Below are 12669 nucleotides of genomic sequence, written 5' to 3' on the forward strand. Positions count from 1 at the left end.
CAATTAAGTTTTTAAAACCCCTATTTGAATAAGGTTTTAATTCCATGGCAAAGATTAACGATTATTACCAGAAAAAACAGCTTATGGAAAAGCTTGCTGCAGAGCTGGAAAAGCTTGAAGAAGATCAGGCTCTGAAAGGTGAACTGGAGTTTGAAAACAAGGTTCGTGCCTTGATGAAGGAGTATGACAAGTCACCGAAGGACGTACTGCAGATTCTTTCTGCAATTGATCCCTCAGTGTCTGGGGCGAAGGCCGATTCAACCGCTGGCACCCGCCCGAAGCGCCCGATGAAGACTTACAAGAACCCGCACACCGGTGAAGTGGTCAAGACCCGTGGTGGCAATCACAAGACGCTGAACGAATGGCGTCAGAAGCACGGTAAGGAAGCTGTACAGAGCTGGCAGCAGGACTGATATCAGCTGGCCCTTCTCCTTTCAGGGAGAGGGGCTGTTAACCAACCACAACCCGGTTTCGACCACCTTCCTTTGCCGCATACAACGCCTCGTCCGCCTTCTGCATCCACTGCATATAGTTTTCAGGCTCTTCCGTTAACTGGGCAATGCCAATGCTGATGGTATAGCGGATTGGTGCCACGCTGGTTTCCACAACGCTCTGTTCAATGCTTTCCCGTATCCGTTCGCAGATGATGCGTGCGCCTTCGGCGTCGGTTTCCGGAAGTATGATGCCGAATTCCTCACCACCGTAGCGGCCAGCGCTGTCGGATTGGCGGATGGCATTGCGGGTGAGACTAGAGGTGTGTTTGATCACTTCGTCCCCTGCCAGATGGCCGTGGGTGTCATTAACCGGCTTGAAGTGGTCAATATCAAACATCACCAGGCTGGTGGTGTGGCCGTAGCGGCGGAAACGTTCGAACTCGGCGTCCACCAGGTTTTCCCAGGTGCCCCGGTTGAGCAAGCCGGTCAGGCGGTCTGTCATGCTCAGTTTGGCCAGCTGTTCGTTGGCCCGTTCCAGGGCCATTTTGCTGCTGGCAATGTCGGTAACGTCGTAAACCATCAGGCACACTTTGTTGACTTCGCCCGTGGTGCCGGAGAGTGGGCTGATGGTGAGGTTCTGGAACATGTACTCTTCGGTGCCGGTGATGGGCCGGGTATTGCGGAACTGGAACAGGTAAGGGCGTTGCTCCCAGGAGGTAAACGCTTTGGTGTTAAGTAAGGCCACGGCGTCTACTTTTCGGGTCAGCCAGGCTTGGGGGATATCCGGGAATACATCGAACAATACCTGACCCTGGATCCTGCTTGCCGTGATTCCGCTGTGGTTCTCCATGAATCCGTTCCAGACTTCAACTCTAAAATCCAGATCCAGGACCACCAGGCCGACTTCCACGGATTCCAGCATGTCCATCAGCCAGTGAAAGGAGTTGGCTTCAGATTCTTCTATGGCCATGAGTCAGTCCACCAGATATTGCAGGCGATCTTCGAGAAAAGGCACTGAATCCTCGGTAAGGAGGATCAGCATGTCGCATTCGATGTCCCGGTCTTCCAGGGCGTAGCAGATTTCGATACACAGCAGCTGTTCTTCACGGGCGCTGTGGTGTTCCAGCAATTCGGTAATTTGGCGGTGTTGCCCCAGCACCGTGGGGTGGCCAAGGCCAAGTTTCAGGTCCAACTGGTCGCCAATGCCTTTGAGGAAGGCGCCGAAGAGTATGCTGGACATATCCATCAGCACTTCCACATTCACCGCCTCACCCTCAAGGGTGTCGTAGTGAAGCATTTCCGCCATTTCCCGGAAGCTGGCGTCTGCGAACAGAAGAAGAGCCTCTCCGGCGATACCGGCGCCGGTGAACCCTTGGCACACGGCCGAATACGTGTCGCTGTCGCTGACCGAGGAAATGGCCATGTGCAGTTCGGAGTTGGCCAGGAAGGCGACCTTGGGAATCGGCTGCTTGACGAAAACACGTAACAACCGAGCCAGCAGATCGGAGGACCGGCCCATGGCGACGTTGGAGATTTCCTGCAGGTAGTCGTTCAGGGAAACGGAGAGCTCCGGAGCGGCGCTGCCTGTGTTCTTCAGGCTGGTGTCCTGCAGCGCCGAATCTTCGAGTTCACCAGGGCGGTACACCCCGTATTCCACCAACAGATCAAGCACGGTGCAGGTTTCTGTCGGCTTCTTGATGAAGTCGAGGGCGCCAAGCTTTTTGACCCGCTCCCGGGCTTCGGGCTGAATATCGCCGGAAACAACAATCGTCATGACCGGCAGGTCTTCCTTTCGAACCTGCTCCAGCACCTGATAGCCATCCATCTCTGGCATGTTCAGATCCAGGAACAGCAGCTCTGCCTCGCCCCCGCGCAATTTTTCCAGCGCTTCCACACCGTCCTTTGCGAAGCTGACGACTCCGCGCAATCCCTCCGGCAGCGCCCGGGCCATTTGCTTTCTGGCAAGGGCAGAATCGTCGCAGATCAGAATGCGGGTGGTCATTGATGGGGCCGTAGAGGGTTGGTCATAAGGTGCGAAAGTATACCAGTAGTATTTGTTATGTACACGTTTGCTACAGCATTCGTAACAATGGGTAAGGCGTTGTAAGTATTTTAAGCCAAAGGTTTTGTGACTGTATTCAAAGTTGGTTGAGTATTACTGAATTGTAAACGGCGAATGTGACTCTGCTCACTCTATTGGCCGATCTGCCTTGGTTATAGTGTGTCTGCGGCAAATAAAAAATAATGTAAAACACTGCCGCCTGTGAGCACCGGGAAAACCAAAAACAATCCGGGCTGCAGTAGGGTCGGGCGTCGGAAACTGGCTCTAAAATTTTACTTCAGAGACGCAACAATATGAGACAGCGAGCGTATGGATACGCTGCCGTCACCCTGTTCTGCCTGGGTATTGCGCCCGTTGCCCAGGCCGAGCTGAAGCCCATTTCTGAGGAAACAATGGGTGAGGTGACCGGGCAGGCTTTTATGCAGATCGAGAACATCCAGGATATACCGGGTAATCCTCATGAGTTCACGCGCATGACGCTGACCATGGATGTGGAAACCCGAATGAACGTGGATGACGTGCAAGCCGGCGAGATTGATGGCGGCGTGGACTTTGCCGCACAGCACGTGGCGTTGGGCCATATTGCTCGTAATGACGGTGAGCAATTCAACGGCCGCACCTACAGTGCCGACGACACCGTTCATTTCGAGGCGTTCAAGCCTTACATCGAGCTGGCGGAAGACCCCGCCGAGGGGAAGCTTTCCGGCTTTCGTATGGGGTTTGGACAGGCGAGAGGGTCGGTTTCCTCGCTGACCAGCAGTTTCAGTGGCGATATCGGTCTGAAACTGATGAGTGGCGGCCAGGAGTACGATGCCACGCTCTTTGATGCGAACACTCAGGCCACCAATTACCGGGCCAGCCATATCGGCATCGACGATGGAACGGCGGACTGTGCCTCGGGCACCAACTGCGCACCCTTGACCCACCTGCAGTCGCTGTACGTGGGCGAGGAGGGCGCTGATGGCGTGACCGATTTCACCAGCGATTTCTTTATTGGTTTCCAGCGCGAAGGGGTGGACTGGCAGAGCCCGGACGGTGCCAATGTCATCAACGCTGGCAAAGGCGTGTTTATCAATCTGCCCACGAGTATGAAAGTGGATATGAGCCAATTGATTACCCAAGGCGTGGATCGGCTACAGACCCATCGGGACGATATGGGTACCCAATTGTTTTAAATGCTAAACTCCTGCCAGTGTTTAACCCATTCGGCAGGAGCTTAGTCCCTTGATCCGCTCGTTTTACTGGCACGATTACGAAACCTTCGGGGTAGACCCGGTTCACGACAGGCCTTCCCAGTTTGCCGGCGTGCGAACGGATGCGGATCTCAATATCATCGAAGAACCGCTGGTAATCTACTGCAAGCCTGCCGATGACTACTTACCAGCGCCAGAGGCCTGCCTGATCACCGGCATTACGCCTCAGAAAGCCCTGCAAGACGGTTTTCCGGAGGCCGAGTTTATTGCCCAGATCAACGAGGCCTTCAGCCAGCCCGGCACCTGTGTGGTGGGCTACAACAGCCTGCGCTTCGACGACGAAGTGACCCGCCACACCCTCTACCGCAACCTGCGCGATCCCTACGCACGAGAATGGCAGAACGGCAATTCCCGCTGGGATATCATCGATATGGTACGCCTGACCTACGCCCTGCGCCCCGAAGGTATCAACTGGCCCCGCAAGGAAGATGGCAGCCCCAGTTTCAAACTGGAGGAACTGACGGTTGCCAACGGCATCGCTCACGAAGCGGCCCACGATGCCATGTCGGATGTTGAGGCAACTATTGCGGTGGCCAAACTGATCAAGGAGAAACAGCCAAAGCTCTTTGATTTTGTTCTGCAGAACAAAGACAAACATTCCGCCCGCACCATGCTGGACACCGCCACCATGAAGCCGGTCTTCCACATATCCGCCAAGTACCCGGCCAGCCGGGGTTGCTGTGCGATGGTGGCCCCGGTGGCCGAGCACCCCACCAACAAGAACCTGGTGATTGTCTACGACCTGCGTGAAGACCCCTCCGAGCTGATCAACGCCAGCCCTGAGCAGATTCGTGAGCGGGTGTTTACTTCCCAGGCGGAACTAGGGGAGGGCGTCAGTCGCTTTCCTCTGAAAGGCGTGCAATTGAACAAGTGCCCGGTGCTGGCGCCGGCGAATATGCTATCCACCCTTTCTCCGGAGCGCCTCGAAGAATTGGCCCTGGACGGGGATACGCTGCGAGCCAACCTGGCCATGCTGCGCAAGGCGCCGGATTTGCCCGCCAGAATTGCCGAGGCCTTCGACCAGCCCCACGAAAGCGACCTGACAGACCCGGATGAACAGCTCTATGCAGGTGGCTTTATCAGCAAAACTGACCGGGAGAAGATGAACTGGGTGCTGGAACAGCCGATTGAGACGCTTGGCGAGCTGGAGGTGACCTTTGAAGACGATCGCCTGCAGGAGCTGCTGTTTCGTTATCGGGCGCGGAACTATCCGGGCAGCCTGATGGGTGAGGAACTGGAGCGATGGGAGGAGTTTCGCAGCCAAAGGTTAATGCACCCGAAGAAGGGCTGGCGGTCTTTGGAGGCTTATGCCCAGGAACTACAGCGCCTGGCAGCAGACCCGGAATTGACGCCGGAGAGGCGGCATATTCTTGAGGATTTGCATTTGTATGGGGAGTCTTTGATTCCTTATATCTGATAAGGATGTTGGCTCCGTTGGAGCCGCCATTGTTTACTGCGCCTTCGCCTGCAAGAGAAGGCGCTTTTTGTCGGATTACGGCTTTCGCCTAATCCGACCCCCAAGCCTGGAACTCACTCACCGCCGCTTCACGAAATAAACGCTCAAATTTTGCCCCATCAGACTCTGCACCTCGCTCCCCAGTGCCTCCGCCTGAATCTGCTGCTGAACCGGCCCGGTTGCCAGACTGTGGCCATCCACATCCCGGGCTTTCACGAGCTTCCATTCCACCTCGTTACTCGCCATGGCCATCAGCTCTTTCAACTGGGCTGTGTCCTGCGGCCGGAACCATCTGTCGCGGCAGCCGCCGAGGCTGTAGAAATCGGCGTCGGCGGTCAATTCCTGCCAGGCGGCATCGTTTCGGTTGGCCAGGACCATTCGGCGGAGCTGGCGCAGCGTCTGACGAGTGGGCTGAAGCTTATGCTCGGCAACCAGTTTGCGAATCTGTTTGTCGCCGGACGTTTGCTCGGCAATAGCGGTGTGCATGTGCACCACAGCGCCGGAGCCGGTGGCCTGGTTAACCAGAGCCGCCAGAGACAGGGTGGTCATGGCCGGTGAGGGCAGGCGACCGACTTCGATCCAGTGAACCTGGTGGCCATCGGCCACGAAACGCTGGGCAATGGACCAGGGCCAGAACACGATGTTGTCCATACCCATCTCGGTCGCCATGCGCGTGGCTTTGGCGATGTTGGCCAGGGATTCATCCACCGCGATCACTTCCACATCGTCCAGATAACTGGCCAGTTCCATCGCCCGCTGGCCCGACTGGGCACCGCACACCATGATGCGAAGGGTGGCCGGGAGATTTTCGGTGTCCAGCCCCAGTTCAGTGGCCATCAGTGTTTTAAGGCCGCTTTCGGTGCGGTAGGCCAACCGAGACCAGGACGGCCAAGCCTGGGGAACATCGGTCTTATCCAGACAGAGTTCCTCGGCCTTCTCATCGAAATTCTGCTTGATGGCTTCCTCTTCGGCCCGGTCGTAATAGCTGGCGGCCAAGACTGGCTGCAATGCCAGAGGCCAGTCCACCAGGTTCCACTGGCCAAGTTGAACCGCGAACGGCTGATGAAAGAGGGCGCCATACATGGCGCTGATCATCAGTGAGCCGATGAGTCCGTCCTGCTCCTCGCCGAGTGCGAACTGGGCCTGGATGCTGTCGTTGATGGCTGAGACCAGTCGCTCTTCATCGTCTTCTGCTGCCAGGGCATAGCCGGTTCTGTCGGCGTATTGAGCGATGGCCAGTGTCAGGCGCTGCAGCTCGTCGCGAAGTTCAACGGTTTGTGCGACTTCGGCAATGATCGCCCTGCGCAGCAGGGTAACCAGCTCTTCCACCGCAGGATTGGGCATCAGAGTTTTCTGGAGGGCAAGGATCAGCAGATCGTCTTCACTGGCGACCTCAAGGGAAATCTGTGCGTCCGGGTTATCCAGGCCGTACTGCTGATGAATGATCGCGCCGACAAACCTGCCCAGTTCCTGATGCGGCAGACCATCCCGCTGGAGAAGGGCGATAGCATCCTGGGCCAGGGCGGAATCCGCCTTGTTTACTTCCAGGTGCTGGGCGCAGGTCAGCATGCCGCTGTAGACGGAATCCCATTCGGCGCCAGTTTCCAACAGCTTGCGGTAATGCAGGTAGGACACATCGAACTGGCCCTGCAACCGCTTGGCGTGGGCAACGCCGCAGAAAGCGGCGGCAGATTGCCGCTCGCAGTCCAGAGCCTGCAGGAAATACTGCTCCGCAAGCGCCGGCCGCTCGGTTTTCAGGGCCCAGTAGCCCAGGTTGCAATACTGCTGCGCCTGGCCCGGCTGATGGTCGAGGCTGGCATTAAACAGGGTGTGGGCTTTCTCAAGCTGCCCGTCGTCCATCTCTACGCGGCCAAGCAACCCCAGCCCACTGGCATTCTCCGGCTCCAGAGCCAGCGCTTCGTTCAGGTAACCCCGACATTCCTGCCGGGCCTTCAGCCGCTGGATATGGCTGAGACCGTTGCTGTTGGACTCCCCATAGGCAAGATTGGCCTGCAGAAGCAGGCGGGCAACCTGGGCCTGTTGGGATTGGGATACCTGGACTTGATGCTTGGCTTGCATGGGACACCTCGTGGATACAGCCGCAGTTGGAAGCGGCAAAGGTCTGCAGTTTTTTAGACTGTTTGCCGTGCTTTGAGGGTGGCGTTGCGAAAGATGTGCCAAGATACCGAGTGTGGAAAAGGCATGTTATTTGCGTATAGAGTTCAAGATGTCACTTTACCGTCAAATGGCCGTCGCTTATGAAAGTTCTCGTAACTGGTGGAGCTGGGTTTATAGGCTCTGCATTCATCCGTCACCTGATGAGTGATGGGGGCTATCAGGTTGTGAATGTCGACAAGCTGACGTATGCGGGAAACCCTGATTCGTTGGCCGACATCAGTGGGTCTCCGGATTATATGTTCGAACAGGTCGACATTTGTGATCGTGCGAGTTTAACGCGGATATTTGCTGAGCATGCGCCGGATATGGTGGTACACCTCGCTGCGGAATCCCACGTGGATCGCTCCATTGATGGCCCCGAGACATGTATTCAGACCAATATAATGGGCACCTTTCATCTGGTTGATGTTGCGCTTCGATATCAGCGTGAAACGGGCCGGCTTCGTCGCTTTCATCATGTGAGCACTGATGAGGTTTTTGGTGATCTCGGTCTGGAAGATGTGCCGTTCAGCGAATATTCCTCCTATCGTCCGAGCTCACCCTACTCAGCAAGCAAGGCCAGTGCGGACCACTTGGTCAGGGCTTGGGGGCGTACATACGAAGTGCCGTTCGTTGTTAGTAACTGTTCCAATAACTATGGTCCCTACCAGTATCCTGAAAAGTTGATTCCTCTAACTATAATGCGGGCACTGACGGGTCGGTCGTTGCCAGTCTATGGCGATGGCCAACAGATTCGTGACTGGCTCTATGTGGAGGATCACGCCCTCGCTCTCGAGAAAATCATGATTGACGGTCGGAATGGCGAAACCTATCTCGTTGGTGGGCGTGCAGAGCGAACCAATCTTGAGGTCGTCCGGGGTGTTTGTGAGATTCTTCAAAAGTGCCAGCCGAGGGAAAACGGGTACGAAGGTCTGATCAAATTCGTGGGTGACCGTCCGGGGCATGATCGCCGCTACGCGGTTGATCCGGGTGGCTTGGAGAGAGAGCTGGGCTGGAGGCCGCTCAGATCGTTTGAAAGCGGGCTGGAGAATACGGTCCGCTGGTATCTGGCTAACTTCCGATGGCTGGAAGCCAAAGAGACGAACGGTGAGCGTCTGGGACTTGGCGGAGATATCGGGGTATGAAGGGTATCATTCTGGCTGGCGGCACCGGGACTCGCCTGTATCCAATTACTACGGGTGTTTCCAAGCAGCTTCTGCCCGTATACGACAAACCGATGATTTACTACCCTTTGTCCGTGTTAATGCTTGCGGGTATACGGGATATCCTGATCATTACTGCGCCGGAGGACCGGAAGAGCTTTGAACGCATGCTGGGCGACGGTAGCGGATTCGGAATTCGGCTTTCCTATGCTGTACAAAAGGTGCCAGAGGGATTGGCGCAGGCCTTTTTGATAGGGGAGGAGTTTATTGGTGGGGATAGAGTTTGCCTTGTTCTCGGTGACAACATTTTCTATGGTCAGGGCTTTTCGCCAAAGCTGCGTAATGCTGCAGCTCGGGAAGTGGGCGCGACAATTTTTGGGTACCAGGTGCGTGATCCAGAGCGTTTTGGGGTAGTGGAATTCGATGAAGAGCAGCGGGTAATATCTATTGAGGAAAAACCCCTACGGCCTCGTTCAAGCTACGCAGTTACTGGGCTGTACTTCTATGATAACGATGTCGTCGACATAGCCAGGCATGTGGAGCGATCCGAGCGGGGGGAATTGGAAATCAGCAGCATCAACCAAGTGTATCTTGAACGAGAAAAACTGGTGGTCGAGAGACTGGTTAGAGGGTTTGCCTGGCTCGATACCGGGACGCATGCGAGTTTACTGGAGGCGGCCCAGTTCGTCGAAACCATAGAAAAACGGCAAGGCTTTAAAATTGCATGTTTGGAGGAAATCGCTCTAAATCAAGGATGGATTTCCACCGATTATTTGCGGGAGTCTACAGCTTTTGCTGCCGGTAATGGCTATGGCCAGTATGTCAGAGAAATTGTGGCAGAATATGATTCAAGTCACTGAGCCCTACCTACCTCCCCGCGACCGTTTGAACCACTATCTAGACAGGGTGTACGCTTCTCGCCGGCTTACTAATGAGGGTCCGCTCGTGCGAGAGCTGACTGAACGACTTGAGGATTACCTTGGTGTCAGAAACTTGTTGTTGGTGGCAAATGGGACCTTGGCAATCCAGCTGGCTTTGACGACCCTCGGAATAAAGCAAGGAAGAGGACTGACTACCCCTTTCACATTTCCTGCGACCAGCTCAGCTCTCGCATGGCAGGGAGTGGAGCCTCAATATGCCGAAATCGATCCTGATACGCTTAACTTAGATCCGCTTGCTGCTGAAAAGGCAGTCACTCGAGATACCCGTGTCATATTGCCAGTCCATACGTACGGAAATCCCTGTGATGTTGAAAGCTTCAGAATGCTGGCGAACAGAATTCGCGTGCCACTGATTTACGATGCTTCCCATGCTTTTGGTGTGCAGCTTAACGGTCAGAGTCTTCTGAACTGGGGGGATGCGGCGACTATCAGCATGCACGCAACCAAGCTCTTTCACACAGCAGAAGGCGGTGGCATCGTATTCCGGGATCCACAACTTCTGGAAAAGGCTCGTTCAATGATTAATTTTGGTCTTGATAATGGTGCGCCCGTAAGGATTGGAATCAACGCCAAAATGAGTGAGATGCATGCTGCTGTAGGTTTGGCGGTGCTAGAGGCTATCGACGAAATCATTGAGTGCCGAATGGCTATTCAGGACCATTACCGTAAACGGCTTTCAGGACGAATAGAACTCCCGGTCTTTTCGGCCGATGCCAGTGCCAACGGCGCCTATATGCCGGTGCTATGCCGGAATGCGGGCCATAGGGAAAGGGTTCAGCGCCACCTGCTAGCAAACGGCATAGAAAGCCGTGCCTATTTTTCGCCCGCTCTGGGGTCACTCGGCCTGTATACCAAAGAAATCACAAAAGCTGGCGTTGAGTTCGCGAACCGAATTCTTTGTCTTCCCATCTTTTTTGGTCTTTCGACCACTCAGGTTGACCATATTTGCGATGTTGTTAGCTCCACTCCTTCAACTCTGGAATCTGTTCTGTGAAACGTCCTCAACTGGTCATTTACGGGAACGGCCATATGGCCCGGATGCTGGCAGAGATCGTGTCGTCGTCCTATGAAACAGTGGCTTTTACTGTCGACAGGGAGCTGATTTCTCGACCTGAATTTTGCGGTCTTCCTCTCGTGCCTTTCGATGGGGTCGAAACTTTATTTCCACCTGCGCGATGCTCGATGCTGATTGCTGTCGGCTACGTGGGGATGAACAGTATTCGCTTGGAGCGGGCAGCTGCGGCACGGGCTAGAGGCTACAAACTTATCAACCATATTGATAAAACAGCACGTCTTTACCCCTCAACGGATCTCGGTGATAACAATGTGATTCTGGAGTATGCGGTGTTGCATCCGGGCAGCCAGGTCGGCTCTGCAAATTTTATCGGAAGCAACGTTAATCTCGGGCATGGCACCTTGATGGCGGATGGTTGTTGGCTCAATAGTGGTGTTGCCATCGGTGGTGAGGTGCAGCTGGGGCACGGCTGTGTGTTCGGAATGAATGCCTCAGCAGCACATGGAATCAGTGTGGGAGAAAAAACGTTCGTGGCCGCTAACACTTTTCTTGCCGACAGCTCATCTGAAGGAGCCGTGTTTCTGTCTGAGCGGGCAATCAAGCATCGTCTCAGAAGCGAAACCTTTCTTAGACTGCTGGGGGTGGTATGAGCGGTCCGATTTACTGCCGGTTTCTGCAGCAAGTAGTGCGTCAGCCGGACAAAACTGCTCTGATTGCCGTTGGCGGGGCCGATTCCTATCGGCAGCTTTACCAGGCGGTAGAAGCATGTTCCGTGCAGCTTGCCGCCTGGGGGCTTCAGAAGGGTGATCACCTTGGTGTGTTATTGCCGAATTGCCGAGAGTTTGTTGTTCTGATGTTGGCCGCTGCTCGTATGGAGCTAGTACTGGTTCCTCACTCCATGAGCCTCGGAGCCCGAGCGCTATCAACAGTATTCGAACACACACGAGTTCGGCATTGCGTGATCTGGCACGCTCGCCTACGGGACCTGGAGTCAGCCTTCGAGGGAAGTGGGCTTGCCTGGTATGTGGTAGGGGGCCAAAAGGAGGGGTATCCGTACCTGGAGCTTGAGGGAGAGAGTGAGGCAGAACCAGCCCACGTGCCCCAGATCAGTCAGGATGACGACGACACTTCCTACATCCTGACCCTGACGTCTGGCTCCACGGGTGACCCCAAGCCGATCGTCTTAAGCCAGCAAACCAAGATTGCCCGGGCCCAGAGTGCAATCGAGGCCTATGGGCTCACCGAGCAAGATGTCATTGTGGCAGCTACTCCACTTTACCATTCCCTTGCTGAGCGGCTGGTGTTATTACCGCTAATGACCGGCGCCACCTGTGTGCTCCAGCCTCACTTTGCGGCCGAGCGCTGGCTAGACGATGTTGAGCTATATGGGGTGACATTCTCAATCATTGTATCGACCCAGGTGAGACGCATTCTCGAACATTGTCAGGCGAGTGGTCGCCGTTTCCCGGCGACCCTGAGAACCTTGGTGTCCTCCTCAGAGCAACTATCTGTGGATAGCAAGATCAGCGTTCTGGGGCTGTTCCATGGCCAGTTTCACGAGTGTTACGGCGCATCAGAAGTGGCGACAGTGTCGGATCTGAATGCCAATGCTAATCCGGAAAAATGGGCCTCAGTAGGGTTGCCAATGCCGGGAGTGGATCTCCGAGTTGTGAACTCCGCAGGAAACGTGGCTTCAGTTGGTGAATCGGGGGAGATCGAGGTCCGCACTCCCCTGGCGTTCAGTGGTTATTACGAGCGACAGGAAGAGACGGCTGCCGCGCATCATGAAGACTATTTCCGGACTGGAGATTTGGGTTACCTTGATGAGGACGGCTTTTTGTATTTCCTCGGGCGCAAGAAACATACGATCATCACGGGTGGCATCAATGTTTACCCCCGCGATATCGAGGATTTGGTCAGCAGTGATCCCGATGTTCGTGACTGCGCTGCATTTGCTGTCCCGGACCCGGTTCTGGGTGAGGCCGTCGCTGTTGCGGTGGTCGCTGATGATCTCGACTCCCGCCTGATTCGCAGACTGCGCCTTCTCTGCGCTCGTGAACTCAGTGACTACCAGCAGCCCCGCAGACTTTACCGGTTTGAAGTGATTCCCCGCAGCGGTCTTTCAAAAGTGGACCGACGAGCCATTGAGAAAATCGCTGGTCAGATGAAACCTGTCTTTGAGGTATGA

The 12669-nt window shown here is 55.2% G+C and carries 11 protein-coding genes; 8 read left to right on the plus strand and 3 right to left on the minus strand.

Features of this window, described 5'->3' with window-relative positions; translation table 11 throughout:
- Positions 1-44: 44 nt before the first annotated feature.
- Positions 45-413, plus strand: coding sequence for a histone-like nucleoid-structuring protein, MvaT/MvaU family (locus ACWJ62_RS03895; RefSeq protein ID WP_449285004.1), 369 nt, complete (start codon positions 45-47; stop codon positions 411-413).
- 37 nt (positions 414-450) lie between these two features.
- On the opposite strand, the gene ACWJ62_RS03900 is transcribed toward ACWJ62_RS03895, so the two are convergent.
- Both ACWJ62_RS03900 and ACWJ62_RS03905 read right to left on the minus strand, forming a co-directional pair.
- The gene (locus ACWJ62_RS03900) at positions 451-1404 is read right to left on the minus strand and encodes a diguanylate cyclase (protein WP_449285005.1); all 954 of its coding nucleotides are present in this window, start codon (positions 1402-1404) and stop codon (positions 451-453) included.
- A 3-nt stretch (positions 1405-1407) separates the two neighbouring features.
- A complete protein-coding gene (locus ACWJ62_RS03905) occupies positions 1408-2436 on the minus strand; it encodes a response regulator (protein ID WP_449285006.1) in 1029 nt (342 codons plus the stop codon).
- A gap of 353 nt (positions 2437-2789) precedes the next feature.
- Here ACWJ62_RS03905 and ACWJ62_RS03910 point away from each other — a divergent pair, with 353 nt between their 5' ends.
- Together ACWJ62_RS03910 and sbcB are read left to right on the plus strand one after the other, a co-directional pair.
- Positions 2790-3671, plus strand: a complete 882-nt coding sequence (locus tag ACWJ62_RS03910; protein WP_449285007.1) for a hypothetical protein — start codon at positions 2790-2792, stop codon at positions 3669-3671.
- Between the two features lie 49 nt (positions 3672-3720).
- Positions 3721-5166, plus strand: a complete 1446-nt coding sequence (gene sbcB / locus ACWJ62_RS03915; RefSeq protein ID WP_449285008.1) for an exodeoxyribonuclease I — start codon at positions 3721-3723, stop codon at positions 5164-5166.
- A 117-nt stretch (positions 5167-5283) separates the two neighbouring features.
- On the opposite strand, the gene ACWJ62_RS03920 is transcribed toward sbcB, so the two are convergent.
- Positions 5284-7284, minus strand: a complete 2001-nt coding sequence (locus tag ACWJ62_RS03920; RefSeq protein WP_449285009.1) for a hypothetical protein — start codon at positions 7282-7284, stop codon at positions 5284-5286.
- A 179-nt stretch (positions 7285-7463) separates the two neighbouring features.
- Here ACWJ62_RS03920 and rfbB point away from each other — a divergent pair, with 179 nt between their 5' ends.
- Genes rfbB through ACWJ62_RS03945 form a run of 5 tightly spaced genes read left to right on the plus strand, consistent with a single transcriptional unit; the run spans position 7464 to position 12669 of the window.
- On the plus strand, positions 7464-8507 hold the full coding sequence (gene rfbB, locus ACWJ62_RS03925) for a dTDP-glucose 4,6-dehydratase (RefSeq protein ID WP_449285010.1): 1044 nt from the start codon (positions 7464-7466) through the stop codon (positions 8505-8507).
- Positions 8504-9385: a glucose-1-phosphate thymidylyltransferase RfbA gene (gene rfbA / locus ACWJ62_RS03930; protein WP_449285011.1), complete on the plus strand. Its 882-nt coding sequence runs from the start codon at positions 8504-8506 to the stop codon at positions 9383-9385. The genes rfbB and rfbA overlap by 4 nt, the downstream gene beginning before the upstream one ends.
- Positions 9369-10460, plus strand: coding sequence for a DegT/DnrJ/EryC1/StrS family aminotransferase (locus ACWJ62_RS03935; protein ID WP_449285351.1), 1092 nt, complete (start codon positions 9369-9371; stop codon positions 10458-10460). The genes rfbA and ACWJ62_RS03935 overlap by 17 nt, the downstream gene beginning before the upstream one ends.
- A 35-nt stretch (positions 10461-10495) precedes the next feature.
- Entirely contained in the window at positions 10496-11131 is a 636-nt protein-coding gene (locus ACWJ62_RS03940) for a hypothetical protein (RefSeq protein WP_449285012.1), read from the plus strand.
- A complete protein-coding gene (locus ACWJ62_RS03945; RefSeq protein WP_449285013.1) occupies positions 11128-12669 on the plus strand; it encodes a class I adenylate-forming enzyme family protein in 1542 nt (513 codons plus the stop codon). The genes ACWJ62_RS03940 and ACWJ62_RS03945 overlap by 4 nt, the downstream gene beginning before the upstream one ends.

The sequence above is a fragment of the Marinobacter sp. PE14 genome, assembly GCF_053566155.1.